Origin of the sequence: Achromobacter mucicolens, from assembly GCF_902859725.1 — a bacterium.
Taxonomy (GTDB): Bacteria; Pseudomonadota; Gammaproteobacteria; order Burkholderiales; family Burkholderiaceae_B; genus Achromobacter; species Achromobacter mucicolens.
In genome coordinates, this window is record NZ_CADIJP010000007.1 from 190,032 (window position 1) to 213,937 (window position 23,906).

Sequence of the window (23,906 nt, forward strand, 5' to 3'; positions counted from 1 at the left end):
CCGTTCAGGACAGCCCCACCTTGCCGCTCAGCCCCCGCGCCGCGGTCAGCAAGAGCGGCGAATAGCGTCGCGCAAACTCCGCCGGCGAAGCCCATTCGGACACCAGCCCGGCGATCTGGATGGCCGCTACCGGCCGATGCCGATGATCCAGGATGGCGGCGGCCAGGTTCAGCTCGCCCAGCATGCTTTCCTCGATGGCCGTGGCATACCCATCCTGGCGCGCCTGCTGGACCAGCCCCCGGATGCGGTCCGGGTCGTTGTCGGTCTTGGGCGTACTGGGGATGGTGTCGAGCGGCATGTCCTTGGACCGGGAAAGGATGTCTTCGACTTCCTCCTCGGGCAGGTGGGACATGATGGCCCGCCCGCCGGCCGTCTGCACCATCGGCAGGGCGCGGCCGGCCAGCGTGCTGCTGAAGGTCTGGCGCTTGGTCTGGCGTCGCAGCGCAAAAATGATGTACAGGTCATCGAACAGGCTCAGTTCGACGCGTTCGTTGGTTTCGCGCTGCATTTCGGCGATCAGCGGGGTGGCGCGTTCAAGCAGCGGCACGCTGCGCATGTAATCGAAGCTGCGCTGCAGGATCTTCTTGCCGGGCGTGTAGCCCTTGCCGCCCGCGCCGCGTTCCAGGTAGCCCAGCGTGACCAGCGTGTGGGTCATGCGCTGCGTGGTGCTGCGGTCAAAGCCGGTGATCTCCATGAGCTCGTTCATGCTCATGGTTGACGGGCGCTGGGCAAAGGCTTCCAGCAGTTCGAAGCCTTTGGCCAGGGATTGCACGAAGAGAGGGTCGGGACGGCTCATGGGAATCGCTTGTAGGGTGGCGGTGGGCGTCCGCGCCGGTTGGGAACTGCAGGGATTTTATAAAGATTCCGAGGTATTTCCTAGAGATACTTGCGTGCTCGCAAGCGGCTGCGGTTTCCACCAGGCGGGACGTGAGGGCTTGACATAGAATGGCCGCACATCAGCGGTCATTTCGAGGTACCCATGTCGGCCATATCCGATATCAAACTACGCCCGCTCGAACGCGGCGACCTGCACTTCGTGCACAAGATCAACAATAACGACGTCATCATGCGCTACTGGTTCGAAGAGCCGTACGAAGCCTATGACGAACTCGTCGCGCTGTACGACCGCCACCTTCACGACCAGAACGAGCGGCGCTTCATCATCGAGCACGACACGGGGCAGCCGGCCGGGCTGGTCGAGCTTGTGGAGATCGACTACATCCATCGCCGGGCAGAATTCCAGATCATCATCGCGCCCAGCTACCAGGGCAGGGGCTACGCCAAGGCCGCGACGCGCATTGCGGTGGGCTATGCGTTTCGGGTGCTGAACCTGCACAAGGTGTATCTGGTGGTGGACAAGGACAATACCGCCGCCGTGCACATCTACGAACGGTGCGGTTTCCAGATCGAAGGCCTGCTCAAGGAGGAATTCTTTTCCAACGGCGCGTACCGCGATGCCTATCGGATGGCGCTGTTGCAGCACGACCATCTGCGCGACGTGGGACCGGGCGCGCCGGACGCGCCCGTGCTGCGGGACTGGCCGCAGGAAGAGCAGGCGGGCTAGCGCCGCCTGCTGCGTGCTACATCAGGGCTTGAAGAACGCCGTCGGCGTCATCAGGCGGTTTTCCTGGCTGATCAGGTAACCGGCTTCGGCGCTCTTGGTCAGGTAGGTCGCCCAGGCCGGGTCCTTCTGCAGCGCCTGGCGCTTGGCTTCGCGGTCGGCGGCGCTGTCGTACACCCAGATGTGCATGTAGGAGTTGACGTTGCCGGTTTCAGTCTGCATGTAGGCGAGCGGCTTGCCCAGATGGCGGCTCTGCACCTCGTAGCCGTGCTCGGCATAGAGCGCCAGGTGTTTCTTGATGGTGCCGGCGCGGCACGTATAGGTACGGACGTCGTAAAGCATGTTGATCCTTGATAGGGGTAGCGGAAAGCGTGTTATTCGGCCGTGGCGCCGGACTGCTTGACCAGCTCGCTCCAGCGTTCCACTTCGGTGTTCACATATTTCTGGAAGGCGGTGTGGCCGTCGCCCACGGGGTCGGCGCCCAGGCCCTTCAACTTGTCCTGCACGGCCGGGTCGGCGACGCTGTCGGTGACGGCCTTGGACAGCTTCTCGACCACGGGCGCGGGCGTGGCGGCCGGCACGAACAGACCGAACCACGATCGCGCGTTCATGGCCGGGTAGGCCGCCTCGGAGAATGCGGGCACGTTGGGCAGCGCCGCATGGCGCTGCGTGCCGGTGACCGCGATGGGCGTGAGGCGCCCGGCCTGCACCTGCGACAGCACTTCGGGCAGGTTGGCGAACATGATCTGGACCTGTCCGCCCATGAGGTCGTTGAGCGCCTGCGCGCCGCCCTTGTACGGCACGTGCGTCATCTGCGCGCCAGCCAGCGAATTGAATTGCGCGCCGGCCAGGTGCGAAGCCGTGCCGGTGCCGCCCGAGGCGTAGTTCACGCGGTTGCCGTTGGCCTTGGCATAGGCCGCCAGTTCCTGCGGGGTCTTGGCCGGCACCGAGGGGTTCACCACCAGCAGCAGCGGCACCGACGCCAGGTTGGACAGGCCGGCGAAGTCGCGCGTCAGGCTGTAGTCGAGCTTGTGATAGAGCGTGGCGTTGATGGCGTGGCTGGACGTGGCCATCAGCAGCGTGTAGCCGTCGGGCTCGGCGCGGGCCGCCATGACGGCGCCGATGTTGCCGTTGGCGCCCGCCTTGTTCTCCACCACCACGGGTTGGCCAAGCCGTGTCGACATGGCCTGCGCCACGGTGCGCGCGATCACGTCGGTGGCGCCGCCCGCGGCGAAGGGCACGATGATGCGCAAGGGGCGTTCGGGGAAGTCGGCCGCGGCGGCCGTTGCTGCCGTGCCCAGCGACGCGGCGGCCATCAGGACGGCGGCGGCCAGGCGCCGCACGGGGGTCAGGGTTTTCGTCATGTCTCTCTCCAGTGTTTTGGGTTTTTTTATGGGTTGCCGGGCCTGGTCTCTCAGGCGCCGGCGGTGCGCGCCTTTTCGCGCAGGCTCGTCAGGGTGGCCCGGGGCGTGATCACCTCCGGGTCCAGGCTGAGTTCGATCAGATAAGGGGCTGCGCTGTCCAGCGCGCGAGCCAGCGCGGGCGTGAAGGCTTCATGCGTCTGTACGCGTTCGGCCGTCACGCCGAACGATTGCGCGTACGCCACGAAATCCGGGTTGCACAGGTCCGTGCCGATGGTGCGGCCGGGGTAGTGCACCTCCTGGTGCATGCGGATCGTGCCGTACATGCCGTTGTTGAACACGATGAAGACGATGCCAAGCTGGTGCTGCTTCACGGTGGCCAATTCCTGCGAAGTCATCAGGAAGCAGCCGTCGCCCGCCAGGCAGATCACCTGGCGGTCGGGATGGCGCAGCTTGGCCGCGATGGCCGCGGGCACGCCGTAACCCATGGCGCCGCTGGTCGGCGCCAGTTGTGTGCGCGGGTGGGTGAAACGGTAGTAACGATGCGCCCAGGCGCTGTAGTTGCCCGCGCCATTGGTCAGGATGGCGCTCGGGTCCAACTGGTCGCGCAGCGCGGCAATGACGCGCGCCGGGTCCAGGCCCGTGCGCGGGGCAGGCAGCTCGGTGTAGCGCAGGTAGTTGTCGTGCAGGCGTTGCGCCCACGCGCGCCACGGCGATGCGTCCACGGGCTCCAGCTCCACCGCCGTCTTCGCGAAGGCGTCCATGCCGGCCTGGATTTTCACGGCTGGCTGGTACACGCGGCCCAGCTCTTCGGGGCTTGCCAGCACGTGGATCAGCGTCTGGCTGGGCACCGGCGATTGCAGCAGCGAATAGCCGCCCGTCACCATCTCGCCCAGCCGCGCGCCCACCGCCAGGATGACGTCGGCCTGGCGCACCGCCTCGGCCAGTTCGGGGTTCACGCCGATGCCGACTTCACCCACGTATTGCGCGTGGTGGTTGTCGAACAGATCCTGCCGGCGGAACGAGCACGCCACGGGCAGGCCGTTCAGCTCGGCAAAGCGGGTCAGGCTTGACAGTCCCGCGTCGGTCCAGCCCGAACCGCCGACGATCATCAGGGGGCGCTGGGCGCCCGCCAGCAGCGTGCGCATGCTGGCCAGGGCGTCGGGCGCCGGATAGGCCTGCGGCACCTGGATCGTGCCGCAGGGCAGGGCCGGGGCCACGTCGGTCAGCATGTCCTCGGGCAGCGCCAGGACCACCGGGCCGGGGCGGCCGGACGTGGCGACGGAGAATGCGCGGTTCAGGTATTCGGTGACGCGCGCGGCGCTGTCGATCTGCGCCACCCACTTCGTGAACTGGCCGAACATGCGGCGGTAGTCGATCTCCTGGAACGCCTCGCGCTCGACCATGTCGTTGCCGACCTGGCCGACCAGCACGATGAGCGGGGTGGAATCCTGGAAGGCCGTCTGCACGCCGATGCTGGCGTTGGTGGCGCCGGGGCCACGCGTGACCATGCAGATGCCGGGGCGACCGGTCAGCTTGCCGTGCGCTTCGGCCATGAATGCCGCCGCGCCTTCGTGGCGGCAGGACACCAGCCGGATGCGGTCGCGATGCGCGTACAGCGCGTCCAGTACGTCCAGGTAGCTCTCGCCGGGTACGCCGAATACGGTATCCACGCCGTGGTCCAGCAGGGCCCGCACCACGTGCTGGCCGCCCGTCATCAATGTCGAAGTGTCGTTCATCGCAATTTCAATCTGGCCGCAGCGCGGCGGGTTGAGTCCGGATGAACTTTACGCAGCCCCGGTCAGGGCGCGTTAGGACAGATCAGAGCTTGTTTTGCACTTTTTTGCGGGCCGGGTCGCGCGGCCGCTGTCCGCCAGTCACTCAGCCATCACTCGATGGGGCGGTAGTACTTCTTGCGGAAGTCGCCCGGGGTGCAGCCGGTGTGCTTCTTGAAAAAGCGCGCGAAATAGGCCGGATCCTCGATGTTCAACTGAAAGCCGATTTCGGCAATGCCCAGATCCGTGTTGCACAGGAGCCGCTTGGCCTCCAGCGCGATGCGTTCCTGCACGAGCTGGCTGGCCGTGCGTCCCACGCTGCGCTTGACCGCTTCGTTCAACTGGCGTTCGCTGATGCACAGCGCGTCGGCGTACTGGCGGATAGCCGAGAAATCCAGGTAGTGCTCTTCGATCAGCATGGTGAAGCGCTTGGCCAGCGAATAGCTGGGACCCGCCTCGGTTTCGCGCTCGTCGGCCGGATACAGCCGGCGCAGTTGCGTCAGGAGGATCAGCAGGTAAGAGCGCACCACGTCGAACCGGCCCGTCTGCCGGTCGCGCGTTTCGCGTTCGATTTCCGCCAGCAGCGGCAGCATGGCGTCGTGCTGCTCGCGCGTCAGGTAGATGACCGGCGATCCGCCGGCCAGGTGAAAGAACGGGAACTTGGCGATGTCGTCGGCGCGCGGGAACATCTGCGCGAAGAACTCGGTGCTGATGTTCATGACATAGCCGCTGGGCTTGACCGACGACGTCCACGCGTGGATCTGGCCGGGCGACAGGAAAAAGACCGAGTGGTCGCGCACCTCGTGCTGCTCGAAGTCCAGCAGGTGGGTGCCTTGCGCCTCGGTCATCCACAACAGGTGGTAATAGCGGTGCCGGTGCAGGAAACCGCGCGGGATGTCGTCGTGATCCTGCAGGCGCACGAGGTCGAAGTAAAAGGATCCCTCTCCCGAGAAATCCGAGGATTCGAAGGTGGGAAAGGTCTCCGGGACGGGCGAAATCGTACCTGCGGACAAGCGGCAGTCTCCTTGATGGCGCGCGGGGCGGCTCTGTTTTTCGCCATCATACGGGGATTCGCCGCACCGCCCGCTTGGCTTACCGGCTGGCCGGGGCGGCGCGCAGCAGACGCAGGCCGTTCGCCACCACCAGCAGGCTCGCGCCCACGTCTGCAAACACCGCCATCCACAGCGTCGCGTGACCCGTCACGGCCAGCGCCAGGAACACCACCTTGATGCCCAGCGCCAGCGCGATGTTCTGCACGAGGATGCGGTGCGTGGCGCGCGACAAGCGCAGGAAGGTGCCGATCTTGCGCAGGTCGTCGTCCATGAGGGCCACGTCGGCGGTCTCGATCGCCGTGCCGGTGCCTGCCGCGCCCATGGCGAAACCGATGTCGGCCCGGGCCAGCGCGGGCGCGTCGTTGATGCCGTCGCCCACCATGCCGACCCGGATGTCCGGCGCCAGCTTGCTTTCAATGGCGGCCAGCTTGTCCTCGGGCAACTGGTCGCCACGCGCTTCGTCGATGCCGACCTGGTGCGCGATGGCCTGCGCGGTCGGCGTGTTGTCGCCCGTCAGCATGAGCGTGCGCACGCCCAGGCCGTGCAGGTCGGCGATGGCCTGCGCGCTGGTGGGCTTGACCGTGTCGGCCACGGCGGCCACCGCCAGCACGCGGCTGCCGTCCGAAAGCGCGATGACGCTCTTGCCCTGGCTCTCCAGCTCGTCAAAGCGCGTGTCGAGCGCGGCGCTGGAGACGCCCAGTTCCCGCATCAGGCGGCGGTTGCCCAGGTGGTACGTCTGCCCGCCCACCTGGCCACTGACGCCGCGGCCGGGCAGGGCGGTAAAGGCCTCGACGTCCAGCAGCGTGCTGCCGGCCTGGCGCGCGGCGTTGGCCACGGCCAGTGAGACCGGGTGATCTGATCGGGCCGCCAGGCTTGCCGCGACGAGGGCGGCAGGGTGAGGGCCAGGCGCCGCCGCGTCCCAATCCTGCAGGTCGGTTTGAACGGGCTTGCCGTGCGTCAGCGTGCCGGTCTTGTCCAGCGCCAGCCATTTCAGGTTGCGGCCTTCTTCCAGATAGACCCCACCCTTGACGAGAATGCCGCGGCGCGAGGCGGCGGTCAGGCCGCTGACGATGCTGACCGGCGTGGAAATCACCAGCGCGCACGGGCAGGCGATGATCAGCAGCGCAAGCGCGCGGTACAGGGCATCGAACCACGGCTGGCCCCACAGCAGTGGCGGCAGCACCGCGACGGCCAGCGCAATCGCCACGACCGCAGGCGTGTAGATGCGCGAGAAGCGGTCGATGAAGCGCTGCGTGGGGGCGCGCGCGCCCTGCGCCTGTTCCACCGCGTGGATGATGCGCGCCAGCGTGGTGTTGCCGGCTGCGGCGGTCACGCGGTACTCAAACGAGCCGGACGTGTTGATGGTGGCCGCGAAGACGGGATCGTCCTGCGTCTTTTCGACGGGCAGGCTTTCGCCCGTGATCGGCGACTGATCCACGGCCGACGAGCCGTTCACGACGATGCCGTCGGCCGCGATGCGCTCGCCCGGACGCACGCGCACGATCCCGCCCGGTTGCAGCGACGCGGCGGGCACTTCGACCCAGCTGCCGTCCGCCTGGCGCAGGGTCGCCGTCTCGGGCGCCAGGTCCAGCAGACCGCGCACCGCGTTGCGGGCGCGGTCCAGTGAACGGGCTTCGATGAGTTCGGCCACGTTGAACAGGAACATCACCATGGCCGCCTCGGGCCACTGGCCGATCAGCACCGCGCCGGTGACGGCGATGCTCATCAGGGCGTTGATATTCAGGTTGCCGTTGCGCACGGCGATCCAGCCCTTGCGATAGGTGCTGACGCCGCAGGCCAGGATGGCGGCCACGGCCAGCGCGGCGGTCACCAAGAGCGGGGCGTCCAGGTAGTGCGAGACTTCCGACAGCGCGGCCAGCACGCCCGCGCCGCCAATCAGCCACCAGTTCACCGCCTTGGCGGCGGGGGCGGGCGCGGCGGCCGCGCCGTCGGCCAGGGGCTCGGGCGTCATGTCCAGCGACTTGATGGCCGCGACGATACGGTCCAGCGCGCCCTCCGCGTGGACGACGGTCAGGATGCGCTGCATCAGGTTGAAGTCCAGCGCATGCACGCCGTCGACGCCGTCCAGCTTTTTGCGGATCAGCGTTTCCTCGGTGGGGCAGTCCATCTGCCCGATGCGCAGGCGCGCCAGCAGCTGGCCGGGGCCGGCGGTGAGCGTCGCGGCAGCGGCGGCCGGCTGCAGGACCGCATCGCCGTGCGCGTGGCCGCAGCAGGCATCCGCGCCGTGGGCGTGGCCAGGGGCCGCGGCGGCGTGCTGGTGGGCGGGTGCGCCGTGATCGTGGTCATCGTGATGGTGGCCGTCGTGGCCCTGAGCCGCATGGCCGGCGTCTGCATGCGGCGCCTTGCCCTCATCGTGACCGCAGCAGGAGCCGCAGGCCCCGCCCGACTGATGTTCGCGTTGTTTGACCGGAGGTAAAGACATCCGCTTGACCCTTGAAATAAGCTGGTGACGCAATTCCACACCTTGGAGTTACTATAGGGTCAACCCCTAATCATCGGATCGGATCCGGGAGGCAGCGATGCGTATCGGCGAATTGGCCACGGCGGCCGGCACCACGGTCGAAACCGTCAGGTACTACGAAAAGGAAGGACTGCTGCCCGCGCCGGAGCGGGGTCTGAACAACTACCGCAGCTACGGGCAGATGCACCTGGAGCGCCTGCGCCTCATCCGCAACTGCCGGGCGCTGGACATGACGCAGGACGAGATCCGCGCCATCCTGTCCGTGGCCGACAACCACCGCACCGGTTGCGGCCCGATCAACCAGCTGTTCGACGAGCACATCTCCCACGTGGACGAGCGCATTGCCGAACTGATGCAGCTGAAATCCCAACTGAGCGAATTGCGCCAGCGCTGCGTGTCGGCGCGCCCGGACACGGACGACTGCGGCATCCTGCACGGCCTGACCGAAATGCAGGTCGAAGAGCGGCAGGAGCGCCATACCCACCTGGGGTGACCGCGAACGGCGCGATGTCCTTGTTGCAGGCCAGGGGATCGGCGATGGGGCGGCCGTCATCGCGTACTATGAGAATCTGTTTTTTTCCCATTTGCGCATCGATCAATGACCGTCACCCAGACCGCCACCCCGCTCCACGCCCTGACTTCGCGCCGCTCCTTCAAGTTTCTGCGGGCTCCGGCGCCCAAACCCGACGAACTCGAACAGATCCTGCAGGCCGCCATGGCGGCGCCCGATCATGGCGCGCTGCGCCCGTGGCGCTTCGTCGTGATCCAGGGCGAAGCCATCGGCAAGCTGGCGGACATGGCGCTGGACGCGGTCAAGCGCAGCGGCGATCCGCGCATGACGCCTGAAAAGGAAAAGTCCGTCCGCGAATGGATGGCCGGCGTGCCCCTGTTCATCGCCGTGGCCCAGAAGATCGCCCACGACAACACCAAGATTCCCGAGCAGGAACAGCTCCTGGCCACGGGCTGCTCGGTCATGAACATCCTGAACGCGGTCCACATGCTGGGCTACGCCGCCTTCTGGAGCACCGGCCTGGGCACTTACGTCGAAGACGTGCAGAACGCGCTGGGGCTGGACTCGCTGGATTACCGCTTCCTGGGCTTTCTGGCCGTGGGCACGCCCGCGTGCGCGGTGCCCCCCGCCAAGCGTCCCGACTACCGTGAATTCGTCACGGAATGGACCGGCGCCGCCTGAGGAAAACCCTCAGTCCAATGCGGCCCCAAAAGGCCGCGCGGCCCGCTCATCGGCCCTGTCCCCTGTGCTAATCTCGTCAACGGCTTTGCCCAAGTATCCCCGGGTGCAAGCCGTCGACGGCAGCGTCCGAGGTCACACGCCTCTGGCAATGCCTTGGTAGGAAGAAAACGCATGACACGATCAAGCGTGGAGACAATACATGAGCCAATATGGGCCGCTGAAGTTGCACGTCCCCGAGCCGACAGGGCGACCGGGTTGCAAGACAGACTTCTCCTATCTGCATCTATCGCCGCCCGGCGAGGTGCCCAAACCCCCCATTGATGTTGCCGCGGTCGACACCGGTCCACTGGCCTACAGCCTGGTCCGGGTCATCGACAATGACGGCCATGCCGTCGGGCCGTGGGCGCCGGAGATCAGCCACGACATGCTGCGCGCCGGCATGCGGGCGATGCTCAAGACCCGCATCTTTGACGGGCGCATGCTGACCGCGCAGCGCAAGAAGAAGATCTCGTTCTACATGCAGAGCCTGGGCGAGGAGGCCATCGGCACCGCCCACGCGATGGCGCTGGAAAAGGGGGACATGTGCTTTCCCACCTATCGCCAGCAAAGCATCCTGCTCTCGCGCGATGTGTCGCTGGTGAAGATGATGTGCCAGCTCATGTCCAACGAGCGTGACCCGCTAAAGGGCCGGCAGCTGCCGGTCATGTATTCCGACCGCGAGAACGGCTTTTTCACGATTTCGGGCAACCTGGCCACGCAGTTCATTCAGGCGGTGGGCTGGGCCATGGCGTCGGCCATCAAGGGCGACACCCGCATTGCCTCGGCCTGGATCGGCGACGGCGCCACCGCCGAAGCCGACTTCCACACCGCGTTGACCTTCGCGCACGTCTACCGCGCGCCCGTCATCCTGAACGTGGTCAACAACCAGTGGGCCATTTCCACCTTCCAGGCCATCGCCGGCGGCGAGGGCGCGACCTTCGCGGGCCGTGGCGTGGGCTGCGGCATTGCGTCGCTGCGGGTGGATGGCAACGATTTCCTGGCGGTCTATTCCGCCTCGCGCTGGGCGGCCGAGCGCGCCCGCCGCAACCTGGGCCCGACGCTGATCGAATGGGTGACCTATCGCGCCGGGCCCCACTCCACGTCGGACGACCCCTCCAAGTACCGGCCCGGCGACGACTGGAGCCACTTTCCCCTGGGCGACCCGATCGAGCGCTTCAAGAAACATCTCATCCTGTTGGGCATCTGGTCCGACGCCGAGCACGACGCGGTCCGCGCCGAACTCGACGCCGAGATCCTGGCGGCCCAAAAGGAAGCCGAGAGCTACGGCACCCTGGTGGACGGCCACGTCCCCAGCGCCGCCAGCATTTTTGAAGACGTGTACAAGGACATGCCGGAGCATCTGCGCCGGCAGCGCCAGCAGCTCGGAGTCTGACCATGGCAATCGATAACAACGCTGGTCCGGCCTCGGCGCCGATGACCATGATCCAGGCTTTGCGCTCGGCCATGGATGTCATGCTTGAGCGCGACAACAACGTCGTGGTGTTCGGGCAGGATGTCGGTTACTTCGGCGGCGTGTTCCGCTGCACTGAAGGCCTGCAGGCCAAGTACGGCAGCTCGCGCGTGTTCGACACCCCCATTTCCGAAGGCGGGATCGTCGGCGTGGCGGTGGGCATGGGCGCCTACGGCCTGCGGCCGGTGTGCGAAATCCAGTTCGCCGACTACTTCTATCCGGCTTCGGACCAGATCGTGTCCGAGGCCGCGCGCCTGCGCTACCGCTCGGTGGGCGAATTCATTGCCCCCATGACCATCCGCATGCCTTGCGGCGGCGGCATCTACGGCGGGCAGACGCACAGCCAGAGTCCGGAGGCAATGTTCACGCAGGTCTGCGGGTTGCGCACGGTGATGCCGTCCAACCCGTACGACGCGAAGGGGCTGTTGATCGCCGCCATCGAGAACGATGATCCGGTGATCTTCCTGGAACCCAAGCGGCTCTACAACGGCCCGTTCGACGGCCACCACGACCGCCCGGTCACGCCGTGGACCGGGCGTCCCGGAAGCGTCGTGCCCACGGGCTACTACACCGTGCCGCTGGAATCGGCGGCCATCGTGCGCCCGGGTTCGGAACTGACGGTGCTGACCTACGGCACCACGGTGCACGTGTCGCTGACCGCGGCCGAGGAAACCGGCATCGATGCCGAGATCATCGACCTGCGCAGCCTGTGGCCGCTGGACCTGGACGCCATCGTCAACTCTGTCAAGAAGACCGGGCGCTGCGTGGTCGTGCACGAAGCCACGCGCACCTGCGGCTTCGGCGCGGAGTTGATTGCGCTGGTGCAGGAGCACTGCTTCCATCATCTGGAGGCGCCCGTCGAGCGCGTGACCGGTTGGGACACTCCCTATCCGCACGCGCAGGAATGGGCGTACTTCCCCGGCCCGCGCCGGGTCGGCGAAGCGTTCAAACGCGCGATGGAGGCATGACATGGGGATTCATATCATCAAGATGCCCGACATCGGCGAAGGCATCGCAGAGGTCGAGCTGGTGGGCTGGCACGTCAAGGTGGGCGACACGGTCGCCGAGGACCAGCCGCTGGCGGATGTGATGACGGACAAGGCCACGGTCGAGATTCCGTCGCCGGTGGTCGGCAAGGTGATCTCGCTGGGCGGTGATGTTGGCCAGGTGATGGCCGTGGGCGGCGAGTTGATCCGCCTGGAAGTCGAAGGCGAAGGGAATGTGAAGGCGGGGGCTGCGGCGGCCGTGCCGGCGGCGAAGGCGGCTGTGCCCGCGGCTGGCGGGATTGCTGCCGACGGGGCGCAGCGCGCTGGTGGTCCGAGTCTGGTGGAAAGTGGCGCAGCGGCATCGACGCCCGGCGTGTCGGCGCCCGGCGCATCGGCGCCCGCAACTTCCCCGCCGGCCAAGTCATCATCATCTGCATCAACATCCGCATCCACCTCTGGCTCCGCGTCGGCCAAGTCGCCAGCCGCGCGCCAATCCGGCGGCGCGCCCGCGGCGATCCGCCAGCCCGGTGAAAAGCCGCTGGCATCGCCCGCCGTTCGCAAGCGTGCGTGGGATCTGGGCGTGGAGCTGCGCTACGTGCAGGGCAGCGGCCCGGCCGGGCGCATCCTGCACGAAGACCTGGACGCCTGGCTGCAAGGGCAGGGCGCCGCCAGCAGTGCGCGCGGCGGGTCGGCCTATGTGGAACGCAACGACGAAGACGCCGTGCCGGTCATCGGTCTGCGCAGGAAGATCGCGCAGAAGATGGCCGAGTCCAAGCGCCGCATCCCGCATTTCAGCTACGTCGAGGAAATCGACGTGACCGAGCTCGAAGACCTGCGCGTGCAGTTGAACGCCAAATGGGGCGAGTCGCGCGGCAAGCTGACGCTGCTGCCGCTCCTGGCCCGCGCGATGGTGGTGGCGCTGCGCGATTTCCCGCAGATCAATGCGCGCTACGACGACGAGGCGGGGGTGGTCACGCGCTATGGCGCGGTGCACATCGGCATTGCCACGCAAAGCGACGGCGGCCTGATGGTGCCGGTGATGCGCCACGCCGAGGCGCGCGACCTGTGGTCCATGGCCGCGGAGATCAATCGGTTGGCGCAGGCGGTGCGCAGCGGGTCGGCCGGCCGCGACGAGCTGTCCGGTTCGACCATCACCATCACCAGCCTGGGCCCCTTGGGCGGCATCGTCACCACGCCGGTCATCAACCATCCCGAGGTCGGCATCGTGGGCGTGAACCGCATCGTCGAACGCCCCGCCTTCCGCAACGGCGCCGTGGTGGCGCGCAAGCTGATGAACCTGTCTTCGTCTTTCGACCACCGCGTGGTGGACGGCATGGACGCGGCGCGCTTCATCCAGGCCGTGCGCGCGCTGCTGGAACAACCCGCGCTGCTTTTCGTGGAGTGAGCATGAGCCAGATCACAAAGACAACGACATTGCTGGTGATCGGCGGCGGCCCCGGCGGCTACGTGGCCGCCATCCGCGCCGGACAACTGGGAGTGCCGACCATCCTGGTCGAGGGCGCGCAGCTGGGCGGCACCTGCCTGAACATCGGCTGCATCCCCTCCAAGGCCCTGATCCACGCGGCCGAGGAGTTCGACAAGGCGCGCCACTACGCCGGCGAATCGGCGCTTGGCATTGCCGTGGACACGCCGCGCATCGACATCGCCAAGACGGTCGCCTGGAAAGACGGCATCGTCGGCAAGCTGACGGGGGGCGTGGGCGCGCTGCTCAAGAAGAACGGCGTGGAAGTCGTGCGCGGCTGGGCCACGCTTCTGGACGGCAAGACGGCGGAAGTCGAAACCCCCGATGCGGGGCGCGTTCGCATCCAGTGCGAGCACCTGTTGCTGGCGGCAGGCTCCGAACCCACGCCGCTGCCGTCCATGCCTTTCGGCGGCATCGTGGTGTCGTCCACCGAGGCGCTGTCGCCCGTCAGCATCCCGAAGCAGCTCGTGGTGGTGGGCGGCGGCTACATCGGCCTGGAACTGGGCACCGTGTACCGCAAGCTGGGCGCCGAAGTCGCAGTCGTGGAAGCGCAGGACCGCATCCTGCCGACCTACGACGCCGAGCTCACCAAGCCCGTCGCGGTCGCGCTGGACAAGATGGGCGTGGCCTTGCACCTGGGCCGCAAGGTGCTGGGGCTGAACGGCAAGGGCGACGCGGTGCGGGTGCAGGACGCCAGCGGCGCCGAAACCCTGCTGCCGGCCGACCGCGTGCTGATCTCGGTGGGACGCCGTCCGCGCACGCAGGGCTGGGGGCTGGAAAGCCTGCAGCTGGACCGCAAGGGCAACGCGCTGCGCATCGACGACCAATGCCGCACGTCCATGCGCGACGTCTGGGCCATCGGCGACATCGCGGGCGAACCGATGCTGGCGCACCGCGCGATGGCGCAGGGTGAGATGGTGGCCGAACTGGTGGCGGGCAAGCGCCGCCACTTCCAGCCGGCATCCATCCCGGCCGTCTGCTTCACCGACCCCGAGGTCGTGGTGGCGGGCCTGTCGCCCCACGAGGCCGAAGCCGCCGGCCTGGATTGCCTGACGGCATCCTTCCCCTTCGCCGCCAACGGCCGCGCCATGACGCTGGAATCCACCGACGGCTTTGTCCGCGTGGTGGCCCGGCGCGACAATCACCTGATCGTGGGATGGCAGGCAGTGGGGCGCGCGGTGTCGGAACTGTCGACGGCCTTTGGCCAGTCGTTGGAGATGGGCGCCACGCTGGAAGACGTGGCGGGCACCATCCACGCGCATCCCACGCTGGGCGAGGCGGTCCAGGAGGCGGCGCTCAAGGCGCTGGGGCATGCTTTGCATATCTGACGGTCTGCAGACCTGATGCCCCGGCACGGCGCGGCCCGCAAAGGCCGCGCCGTGTTTGCTTTCGTCCTGGTCATGCCGCATGCAGGACCTGCGCTGCGGTCCCATCGGACGCCTGGCGCGTTGGCCTTCAGCGGCTCCCGTCGACGTAAGGCCGCGCCTGCAGGATCAGGATCTTGTCTGCCTGCACGGCCCATTCGATGTCCTGATCTCCATTTCCCAAGCGCTTTTTCACCTGCCGTCCCACGGCGGCCAGCCGGGCGACCAGCGCATCGTTCAGCACCTGGCGTGCGCCCTCAAGGGGCACTTCGCGCACGCCGCCGCCCGCGTCGGCCACGAGCTGCGTGTCCTCGGCGGAACGGCTCAGCACTTGAACCGCCTTGGACCAGCTTGAATACATCACCTGTTCGGCCTGCCGCTTGCCTTCGACCACCTTGATGCCCAGTCCGCGCTTGGCGGACAGGTAGGTGACGTGGCGACGCGAGGCGTCGAAGGGATCGCGCGTGATCATGACACCCGAGCTGTCCGACGCCGCGGCCCGTTGCACCAGCACCGCCATGACGACGGCGTCCTGTCCGAAGCCTGCGGTGCGGCGCGCCTCGTAAGCCTCGAAGTTGTAGACCGAAGCCCACACCGTCTGCACGGCCCGGGCCAGCGCATCGGCCTGCGTGACGTTCGGCACGGTGGTGTACAGGCCCGCGCCGCTGAAGCCCGGCAGATCTTCGGAATTGGACGAGCTGCGCACGAAGACGCCGTGGCCACCCAACTGCTTTTCCCAGCGGGCGCGCCACGCGGCCGACAGGGCAGGATCGGGCGTTGCGTCGACGATGTCCTGGCGCAGCTTGGCCAGTTCGGCGCGCCGCACGTTGGCGTCGCTGGCAAAGTCGGCCCGCTGCGCCAGCGCCGCCACGCGCGCGGGCACCCCCAGCTGGTCCATGAACGCCGCGTATTGGGCAAACGGAATGCAAAAGCCGTCGGGCACGCTGGCCGCGGGCGGCAGCACGGCCGTCAGCGCGCCAAGGTTCGCCGCCTTGACCCCGCAGTGGCGGCTGTCGCGCGTGGTCATGCCGGACAGCGGCTTGAGGGCGCGCACCGACAGGTCGGGCTTGGGCAGCGAGGGCGAGGAGGCCGGGGTTGCCGCCGAGGCCGTCGACGCGGCGGGCTGCGCGATGCGCCGCACCCGGTAGCCGTTGCTTTCAACGGTCAGTTCGACCCATTGGCCATCATGCTCGCGCAAGGCGGCCGCGGCGTCGCGCACGTAGGCATTCGGAATGCGCCAGCCCTTGGCCAGCAGGTTCACGTGGGACAGCAACGTGGATGGGCGCTGCGTGACCAGGCCCGCCACTGGCGTCAGCGCCACGGGCACCTCGTCCAGCACCACGATGTCGGTGGGCGAGAGGTCAGCCGTTTCATCCACGGCCTTGACGATGCGCAGCCGTCCCTGCGCGCGCCCGGTGTTCAGCGGCAAGAAGGTCTGCTCGCGCAGCAGCGCCTCCTGCGTGACGAAGTCCAGCCCGGCCCGCCGTGCGGTCTCTTCCTGCAGCGTGGAATTGCTCTTGAATTTCAGCGGGAGAGGGAACGTGGCCGAGAGCCGCTGCGCCGTCAGGGTCAGCAGTTCTGGCGTCAGCAGATCGCCTTCCCAGAACTCATAGGTATAGCCGGGCAGGCTGTTCTGCCAGCTCAGCGTGCCGAACAGCAGACGACGATTGGGATCCTTGTACTGCGCCACCAGCGCGGCCCGGTCGCCGGACAGCAGCCGCCGCTCACGCGCAAAGGTCTCGTGCAGCCCGTACCGCGGCGTGTTGACGTAATAGATACGGTCGGCGCGCTGGCGGTCGATGACGAACAGCACATGGGGGATTTCCAGCGGCGTGCCGGCGTTATAGACCCGCGCCAGTTGATCGAATTCGGCCCGGGTCTTGATCTGCGCCAGGAACCGCGGGCCTCCCCACCGCGCGTCCTCGGCCTTGCGTGCCTCGACCTCGTCGGGGCGCAGGGGGCGGCCGTTTTCGTACGGGGAGGGTTTGCGGGCGGTTTGGGCTTGGGCGGGCGACGCGCCGGCGCCAACGAGCAGCGCGGAGACGGCCAGCACGGCCAGCGACATCCGCAGTGGAATAAGGGGCCTGAGCGGCGCGCGCGCGAGGATCATGGTCTCGGGGACAGAGCGGCAAAGGCGCCATCATATCCGGCCCGGGAGCGGGATTGCTGGCTGGGGGCGGAAACAACAAGGCCCCCAAAAGGGGGCCTTGCATCCAACGCATCTACGGCAAGCCGAAATCAGCCTTGCGCCGTTTCCGCCAGCACGCGCTGGGCTTCTTCAGCGACGCGTTCGGGGGCGGTGCCGCCCACGTGCTTGCGCGCGGCGACCGAGCCTTCCAGCGTCAGGACCTGGTGCACGTCCTCGGTGATGCTGGGATGGTAGGCCGTGAGCTCGGCGGTGGACAGGTCTGCCAGGTCGCAGCCGCGCTGTTCGCAGTCGCGCACGGCGTGGGCCACGACTTCGTGCGCGTCGCGGAAGGGCACGCCGCGCTTGACCAGGTAGTCGGCCAGATCGGTGGCGGTGGCAAAGCCTTGCAGCGCCGCGGCGCGCATGTTGTCGGCCTTGACCTTGATGCCGCCGGCCATGTCCGCGAAGATCGTGAGCGTGTCGCGCAGCGTGTCCGCCGTGTCGAACAGGCCTTCCTTGTCTTCCTGGTTGTCCTTGTTGTAGGCCAGGGGCTGACCCTTCATCAGGGTCAGCAGCGCGACCAGGTTGCCGTTGACGCGGCCGGTCTTGCCGCGGGCCAGTTCGGGCACGTCGGGGTTCTTTTTCTGCGGCATGATCGAGCTGCCGGTGCAGAAGCGGTCGGCGAGATCGATGAAGCCCACGCGCGGGCTCATCCAGAGCACCAGCTCTTCGGACAGGCGCGAGACGTGCGTCATGATCAGCGCGCCGGCGGCGCAGAATTCGATGGCGAAGTCGCGGTCGGAGACGGCGTCCAGCGAATTGCGGCACACGCCTTCAAAGCCCAGGGTTTTGGCGACGCGTTCGCGGTCGATCGGGAAAGACGTGCCGGCCAGGGCGGCGGCGCCCAGCGGCAGGCGGTTCACGCGGCGGCGGCAGTCGGCCAGGCGCTCGGCGTCGCGGCCGAACATTTCGGCGTACGCGAGCAGGTGATGGCCGAAGGTGACGGGCTGGGCCACTTGCAGGTGCGTGAAGCCCGGCATGATGGTGCCGGCGTTTTCCAGCGCGACCGTCGCCAGGGCGTGGCGCAGCTGGCGCAAGAGGATCTGCAGGGTGTCGATTTCGTCACGCAGCCACAGGCGGATGTCGGTGGCGACCTGGTCGTTGCGCGAACGGCCGGTGTGCAGGCGCTTGCCCGCGTCGCCCACCAGTTCCACCAGGCGCTTTTCGATGTTCAGATGGACGTCTTCCAGGTCGAGCAGCCACTGGAACGAGCCGGCGTCGATTTCGGACAGGATCTGGGTCATGCCGCGCTGGATGTCGGCCAGATCCTGGGCGCCGATGATGCCCTGGGCGGCCAGCATGTCCGCGTGCGCGAGCGAGCCCTGGATGTCGTGGCGCGCCAGGCGCTTGTCGAAATCCACGGACGCCGTGTAGCGTTTGACGAGTTCGGAAACCGGCTCGGAGAACCGGGCGGACCAGGCCTGCGCCTTGTTGGCGAACTGGTTTTGATCGGGGGAGGGAGTGTTTGCCATGATGGGCAGGATTATAGGGCCTTGCGCCACGCCGGGCGACGGCGGCCGTTATGCGGGGCCGGAACCCGCTAAGGGCGCGAGTTGTCGGATAATCCCGGTCAGTGCAAGACCCCGGTTTCACGACCCTGTAGAGCGAGTACGGATCCATGCCCCTGGAATGGGAAGAGCTAGTCACCCAAATTGATACCCATATGCCCCGGGAGATCTGGGCGCAGACGCTGATCGGCATCGGCGCGCTCATCCTGACCGCGCTGTTCGTGCAATGGGTGGTCGCGCGGGTGGTCCTGCTGCTTGCGCACCGGCTGCTCGTGGTCAGCGGGCACGGCGATTGGGACAAGGCGCTGCAGCGCCGCCGCGCGTACCATAACCTCTGGTACGCGGTGCCGTTTGCGGTGGTTTCCATGGGCATCGACCTGGTCCCCCACGCCGAGCGGGTGGTCACCATCGTGGGCCGGCTGGCCCACGCGGGCGCCTGGATCTGCGTCTTCGTGGCGTTTTCTGGCGTGCTGAGCGCCTGGCAGGACACCTATTCGGCCACGACCCGCGCGCAGACCCGGTCCATCAAGGGTTATATCCAGATCGGCAAGCTGATCCTGATGGCGGTATGCACCGTCCTGGTGCTTTCCATCCTGATCGATCGCTCGCCGCTCTGGATGATCTCCGGCCTGGGCGCGCTGTCGGCGGTGCTTCTGCTGGTGTTCAAGGACACGCTCTTGTCGCTGGTGGCCAGCACGCAGCTCACCAGCAACGACATGCTGCGCATCGGCGACTGGATCGAGATGCCGCAATGCAACGCGGACGGCTTCGTCAAGGACATTGCGCTGCACACCGTGAAGGTGCAGAACTGGGACAACACCGTCACCACGGTGCCGACCTACAAGCTGTTCTCGGAAAGCTACCGCAACTACCGGCACATGTTCGAATCCGGCGGCCGGCGCATCAAGCGCACCATCCGCATCGACGCGGCCAGCGTGCGCTTTCTGACCGACGACGAGGCGCAGCGGCTGATGAAGTTCCGGCTGCTGCACGACTATCTGCAAAGCAAGACGCAGGACATCGTTCAGGCCAACCAGACGCTGGGCGAACTGGCCAGCGTGCCGGCCAACCGGCGCCGTCTGACCAACATCGGTACGCTGCGCGCCTACGCGCTGGCCTACCTGAAGCAAAATCCGGAAATCCGCCAGGACATGGCGATGATGGTGCGCATGATGGAGCCCACCTCCGAGGGCATTCCGGTCGAGGTCTATTGCTTTACCGCCGTGACCGCGTGGGTGGAATACGAACGCATCCAGGGCGACGTGTTCGACCATCTGCTGGCGATCCTGCCCGAGCTGGGCCTGCGCTTGTACCAGCAGCCGTCCGGCGCCGACATCGGCGCCATGGGCGGATACCTGCGCGACAGCGCCATCCATGCGGCGCTGTCGGCCGAGCGCGACCGGCAAGGATCCATGGACGGCAGTCCGGCGCTGCCGTTCGAGCGCGGCCTGACCGACGGCAAGATGCCGCGCCAGGCGGAATAGGGCCCGTGAGATAATCCAGCCGTTGATTCCCGGGCCTCCAGCCCCCCCGGCGCACCCCTCCACGTCGCAATCTCCAGGCGAAATCCCCGATGTCGAATCCGTTCTTCAACCTGTATTCCCACGGCTTCGCCCGGGTCGCGGTCGGCGTGCCCGAGTGCCGGGTCGCCGATCCCGCGTTCAATGCCGCGCAGACCATCGCGCTGGCGCAGCAGGCCGCCCAAGGCGGCGCGGTGCTGGCGGCGTTTCCGGAACTGGGCCTGTCGGCCTACACCTGCGACGATCTCTTTCACCAGAAGGCCCTCTTGGACGCCTGCGAGGCGGCGCTGGCCCAGGTGGTTGAAGCCACCGCCGACCTGGATATCGCCATCGTCGTGGGGGCGCCGCTGCGGGTGGCGCACCAGTTGTTCAACTGCGCCGTGGTGGCGGCCGGCGGGCGCATCCTTGGCGTCGTGCCCAAGACGTATTTGCCGAATTACGGCGAGTTCTACGAAGCCCGCCAGTTCAGCGCGGCCGACTGCGCCATCGACACGCAGATCGACCTGCTGGGCCAGACGGTGCCGTTCGGGTCCGAGCTGCTGTTCCAGATGGAAAAGCTGCCGCTGTTCCAGTTTCACGTTGAAATTTGCGAAGACGTCTGGGTGCCCATTCCCCCGTCATCCTATGCCGCGCTGGCGGGCGCCACGGTGCTGGTCAACCTGTCCGCCTCCAATATCGTCGTCGGCAAGTCCGCATACCGTCACCAGCTCGTGTCGCAGCAGTCGGCGCGCTGCCTGTCGGCCTATATGTACACCTCGGCCGGGCGGGGCGAGTCGTCGACGGACCTGGCCTGGGACGGGCAGGCGCTCATCTACGAAAACGGCGAGCTGCTGGCCGAATCCGAGCGCTTCCTGAACCATTCCCACCTGTTGTTCTCGGACGTGGACCTGGAGCGCCTGTCGCGCGAACGCATGCGCCAGAGCACCTTCGGCCAGTCCGTGCGCCGCCACGCGGACGAAGTCCGCCGATTCCGCCGCGTGGCGGTTCCGGTGAATCCGCCGCTCGAGGATGCCGAACTGGCGCTGGAACGGCGCGTGGCGCGCTTTCCCTATGTGCCGGCCGACCCGCAGCGACGAGACGCGCGCTGCAAGGAGGTCTACAACATCCAGGTGCAGGCGCTGGCGCAGCGCTTGTCGGCCAGCGGCATGAAGAAGGTGGTCATCGGTATTTCGGGCGGGCTGGATTCCACGCATGCGCTGCTGGTGTGCGCCAAGGCCATGGACGCCCTGGACCTGCCGCGCTCGAACATCCTGGCGGTCACGATGCCGGGTTTTGCCACCAGCACGCGCACGCTGCAGCAGGCGCGCCGTCTGATGGCGGTGGTGGGCTGCACGGCCTCCGAAATCGACATCCGCCCCAGCTGCCTGCAGATGCTCAAGGACCTGGGCCATCCCTACGCCAACGGCGAGCCGGTCTATGACATCACCTTCGAGAACGTCCAGGCGGGCGAACGCACCAACCACCTTTTCCGGCTGGCCAATTTCAGCAACGCCATCGTCATCGGCACGGGCGACTTGAGCGAGCTTGCACTGGGTTGGTGCACGTACGGCGTGGGCGACCATATGTCGCATTACAGCGTCAACGCCAGCGTGCCCAAGACCCTGATCACGCATCTGGTGCGCTGGGTGGCCGAATCGGGCCGCCTGGGCGACGAGGGCGCGCAGGTGCTGCTGGACGTGCTGGGCACCGACGTCAGCCCCGAGCTGGTGCCGGGCGGCGCGGACGACAAGCCCGAGCAAAAGAGCGAGGCCTCGATCGGCCCTTACGAGCTGCAGGACTTCAACCTGTACTACACGCTGCGCTACGGCTTTGCGCCGACCAAGGTGGCCTTCCTGTCCTGGACGGCCTGGCGCGACCGCGAGGCGGGCGCCTGGCCCGAGGCCGGGCACGTCGTGCGCAACGAATACGACCTGGCCGCCATCAAGCGCAACCTGAAGATCTTTCTGGACAAGTTCTTCCGGACCAGCCAGTTCAAGCGCACCTGCATCCCGAACGCGCCCAAGGTGGGTTCCGGCGGCTCGCTGTCGCCGCGCGGCGACTGGCGCGCGCCCAGCGACTCCGAGTCCGTGGTCTGGATGCGCGAGGCCGACCAGATTCCCGACCAGGCGCCTGAAAGCTGAGGGCGGCGCCGCGCACCACATTGGGGCGGCGGCAGAAAATTCGCGGGCGCCGCTTGGCGACCGCGCGGTGTTATTCTCTGTCCATTGCGCCCGGCGCCCGCCTGTGTCACAAGACAGCGGGCCGCGCGGCAGGGCGACGCACCACATCAAAAACCCAGGACGACCAACGTGAAACAAGTCACCGCCATCATCAAACCCTTCAAGCTCGACGAAGTCCGCGAGGCGCTGGCGGAAGTCGGCGTCAGCGGCCTGACGGTCACCGAAGTCAAGGGTTTCGGCCGCCAGAAGGGCCACACCGAACTCTATCGCGGCGCCGAATACGTGGTGGACTTCCTGCCCAAGATCCGCGTCGAAGTCGTGCTGCCCGACGACCAGGTCGAAGCCGCCATCGAAGCCGTCGTCAAGGCCGCCCGCACCGGCAAGATCGGCGACGGCAAGATCTTCGTGACACCGGTGGAACAGGCCATCCGCATCCGCACCGGCGAGAGCGACGAAGAGGCGCTCTGAGTCTTGTCTTTGACCGGGCCGCACTCGCGGCCCGCGTTCCTACCTGATCAACTGGTTCATCTCCAGAATCGGCATCATCACCGCCAGCACGATCAAGAGGACAAATCCCCCCATCAGCAGTATCAGCGCCGGCTCCAGCAGGGCCGTCATCGCCATCGCGCGCCGCTCCAGGTCGCGCGACAGGTTCTGCGCGCCCCGGTCCAGCAGTTCGGGCAGGCGGCCGGTCTTCTCGCCGCTGGCGATCAGATGCACCAGCAGCGACGGAAAGACCCTTTGCGCGCCCAGCGACGATGACAGCGCCGCGCCCTCGCGCACGCGCGCCGCGGCCTCGTCGACCGCCAGCCGCAGCACGTCGTTGCTGAGCGTGCGGCGGGCGGCCTCCAGCGCGGTCAGCAGGGCCACGCCGCTGCCGCTCAGGATCGCGAGGGTGGACGCAAAGCGCGCGGCGTTCACGCCCAGCACGAAGCGGCCGGCCAGCGGCAGCCGCAGCACGCGCGCGTGCCAGGCCCGCCGCGCAGCCGGCACGCGCAGCGTGTAGCGCCACAAGGCGATGGCCGCCACCACCGCAATGCCCGTGACCGCGCCCCATTCGCGCACGTAGTCCGACAGCCCCAGCATCACGCGCGTGAGCATCGGCAATTCCTGCTTGGCCTGGCTGAAGGCGGACACCACCTGCGGCACCACATAGCCCAGCAGGAAGATCACGATGACCACCGACACGCTGGCCACCACCGCCGGGTAGATGAAGGCCGTCATGACCTTGCTGCGCAGGGTGTTGCGTTCCTCGATGTAGTCGGCCAGCTTTTCCATCACCTGCGCCAGGTCGCCCGATTCCTCGCCCGCGCCGATCAGCGCGCGATAGATTTCGGGAAAGTCGCGTGGCCGCGAGGCCAGCGCCGCGGACAGGCGATGGCCGGCGCGCACATCGTCGCGCACGCCGCCCAGCGTGGCGGCAATGTGCTTTTTCTCGGCCTGTTCCAGCGTGGCGCTGAGCGCCGCATCCAATGGCAGGCGTGCGGCCAGGAGGCTGGCGAGCTGGCGCGTCAGCCACGCCAGATCGGCGTCCGACAGGCGCGCGCGCAGCGCCGCGCCCATGCCTTCGGCGCGCGCCGCCAGCGAGGTCGACAGGGGCAACAAACCACGGCCGCGCAACTGGTTCCGGGCGCCGCGTTCGGAGTCGGCATCGATCGTGCCGCGCACGATTTTTCCGAGCGCGTCGGTGGCTTCATAGCGATAGGAAGGCATGGCTGTAATAAAGCGGAAGCACCTGCCGAAATCGCCAAGAGCCCCGAATTTA

Annotated in this window: 19 protein-coding genes; 10 read left to right on the forward strand and 9 right to left on the reverse strand. The window is 67.3% G+C overall.

Going from position 1 to position 23,906, the window contains the following annotated elements:
- Positions 1 to 4 precede the first annotated feature (4 nt).
- A complete protein-coding gene (locus HV786_RS11025; RefSeq protein ID WP_062840848.1) occupies positions 5 to 796 on the reverse strand; it encodes an IclR family transcriptional regulator in 792 nt (263 codons plus the stop codon).
- A gap of 183 nt (positions 797 to 979) precedes the next feature.
- Here HV786_RS11025 and speG point away from each other — a divergent pair, with 183 nt between their 5' ends.
- Positions 980 to 1,564 carry a spermidine N1-acetyltransferase gene (gene speG, locus HV786_RS11030; protein WP_128828100.1) on the forward strand — a complete coding sequence of 195 codons (585 nt, stop codon included), beginning with the start codon at positions 980 to 982 and terminating at the stop codon, positions 1,562 to 1,564.
- A 21-nt stretch (positions 1,565 to 1,585) separates the two neighbouring features.
- On the opposite strand, the gene HV786_RS11035 is transcribed toward speG, so the two are convergent.
- The 5 genes from HV786_RS11035 to HV786_RS11055 all read right to left on the reverse strand — a co-directional run bounded on the left by HV786_RS11035 (position 1,586) and on the right by HV786_RS11055 (position 8,192).
- Entirely contained in the window at positions 1,586 to 1,903 is a 318-nt protein-coding gene (locus HV786_RS11035; RefSeq protein WP_105238410.1) for an NIPSNAP family protein, read from the reverse strand.
- A 32-nt stretch (positions 1,904 to 1,935) separates the two neighbouring features.
- Entirely contained in the window at positions 1,936 to 2,925 is a 990-nt protein-coding gene (locus HV786_RS11040; protein WP_175210833.1) for a Bug family tripartite tricarboxylate transporter substrate binding protein, read from the reverse strand.
- Between the two features lie 50 nt (positions 2,926 to 2,975).
- Positions 2,976 to 4,661: a thiamine pyrophosphate-binding protein gene (locus tag HV786_RS11045; RefSeq protein ID WP_128830140.1), complete on the reverse strand. Its 1,686-nt coding sequence runs from the start codon at positions 4,659 to 4,661 to the stop codon at positions 2,976 to 2,978.
- Positions 4,662 to 4,810: 149 nt separating this feature from the next.
- Positions 4,811 to 5,710, reverse strand: coding sequence for a helix-turn-helix domain-containing protein (locus HV786_RS11050; RefSeq protein ID WP_128827308.1), 900 nt, complete (start codon positions 5,708 to 5,710; stop codon positions 4,811 to 4,813).
- A gap of 79 nt (positions 5,711 to 5,789) precedes the next feature.
- On the reverse strand, positions 5,790 to 8,192 hold the full coding sequence (locus tag HV786_RS11055; protein ID WP_254599474.1) for a heavy metal translocating P-type ATPase: 2,403 nt from the start codon (positions 8,190 to 8,192) through the stop codon (positions 5,790 to 5,792).
- A gap of 97 nt (positions 8,193 to 8,289) precedes the next feature.
- On the opposite strand from HV786_RS11055, the gene cadR reads away from it, so the two are divergent.
- From cadR to lpdA, 6 genes are all read left to right on the forward strand, one after another.
- Positions 8,290 to 8,724 carry a Cd(II)/Pb(II)-responsive transcriptional regulator gene (gene cadR, locus HV786_RS11060; protein ID WP_056316368.1) on the forward strand — a complete coding sequence of 145 codons (435 nt, stop codon included), beginning with the start codon at positions 8,290 to 8,292 and terminating at the stop codon, positions 8,722 to 8,724.
- 105 nt (positions 8,725 to 8,829) lie between these two features.
- On the forward strand, positions 8,830 to 9,423 hold the full coding sequence (locus tag HV786_RS11065) for a nitroreductase family protein (protein ID WP_056316369.1): 594 nt from the start codon (positions 8,830 to 8,832) through the stop codon (positions 9,421 to 9,423).
- A 199-nt stretch (positions 9,424 to 9,622) separates the two neighbouring features.
- Positions 9,623 to 10,855, forward strand: a complete 1,233-nt coding sequence (locus tag HV786_RS11070) for a 3-methyl-2-oxobutanoate dehydrogenase (2-methylpropanoyl-transferring) subunit alpha (RefSeq protein ID WP_128828101.1) — start codon at positions 9,623 to 9,625, stop codon at positions 10,853 to 10,855.
- Between the two features lie 2 nt (positions 10,856 to 10,857).
- Positions 10,858 to 11,901, forward strand: a complete 1,044-nt coding sequence (locus HV786_RS11075) for an alpha-ketoacid dehydrogenase subunit beta (RefSeq protein ID WP_063952498.1) — start codon at positions 10,858 to 10,860, stop codon at positions 11,899 to 11,901.
- Position 11,902: 1 nt separating this feature from the next.
- On the forward strand, positions 11,903 to 13,324 hold the full coding sequence (locus HV786_RS11080; RefSeq protein ID WP_175210835.1) for a dihydrolipoamide acetyltransferase family protein: 1,422 nt from the start codon (positions 11,903 to 11,905) through the stop codon (positions 13,322 to 13,324).
- 2 nt (positions 13,325 to 13,326) lie between these two features.
- Positions 13,327 to 14,730, forward strand: a complete 1,404-nt coding sequence (gene lpdA, locus HV786_RS11085; protein ID WP_128828102.1) for a dihydrolipoyl dehydrogenase — start codon at positions 13,327 to 13,329, stop codon at positions 14,728 to 14,730.
- 127 nt (positions 14,731 to 14,857) lie between these two features.
- Here the strand turns inward: lpdA and HV786_RS11090 are convergent, their stop codons facing one another.
- Both HV786_RS11090 and argH read right to left on the reverse strand, forming a co-directional pair.
- Complete coding sequence (locus HV786_RS11090) at positions 14,858 to 16,876, reverse strand: PEP/pyruvate-binding domain-containing protein (RefSeq protein WP_175210837.1); 2,019 nt, start codon at positions 16,874 to 16,876, stop codon at positions 14,858 to 14,860.
- Positions 16,877 to 17,004: 128 nt separating this feature from the next.
- Positions 17,005 to 18,426, reverse strand: coding sequence for an argininosuccinate lyase (gene argH / locus HV786_RS11095; RefSeq protein ID WP_175210839.1), 1,422 nt, complete (start codon positions 18,424 to 18,426; stop codon positions 17,005 to 17,007).
- Positions 18,427 to 18,572: 146 nt separating this feature from the next.
- Here argH and HV786_RS11100 point away from each other — a divergent pair, with 146 nt between their 5' ends.
- The 3 genes from HV786_RS11100 (at position 18,573) to HV786_RS11110 (ending at position 22,609) form a co-directional block, all read left to right on the forward strand.
- Positions 18,573 to 19,946, forward strand: coding sequence for a mechanosensitive ion channel family protein (locus HV786_RS11100; protein WP_128828104.1), 1,374 nt, complete (start codon positions 18,573 to 18,575; stop codon positions 19,944 to 19,946).
- An 89-nt stretch (positions 19,947 to 20,035) separates the two neighbouring features.
- Positions 20,036 to 22,102 (forward strand): NAD(+) synthase, encoded by a 2,067-nt coding sequence (locus tag HV786_RS11105; protein WP_128828105.1) that lies wholly within the window; start codon positions 20,036 to 20,038, stop codon positions 22,100 to 22,102.
- A gap of 168 nt (positions 22,103 to 22,270) precedes the next feature.
- The gene (locus HV786_RS11110) at positions 22,271 to 22,609 is read left to right on the forward strand and encodes a P-II family nitrogen regulator (RefSeq protein ID WP_006386376.1); all 339 of its coding nucleotides are present in this window, start codon (positions 22,271 to 22,273) and stop codon (positions 22,607 to 22,609) included.
- 39 nt (positions 22,610 to 22,648) lie between these two features.
- Here the strand turns inward: HV786_RS11110 and gspF are convergent, their stop codons facing one another.
- Entirely contained in the window at positions 22,649 to 23,854 is a 1,206-nt protein-coding gene (gene gspF / locus HV786_RS11115) for a type II secretion system inner membrane protein GspF (protein WP_175210841.1), read from the reverse strand.
- Positions 23,855 to 23,906 lie beyond the last annotated feature (52 nt).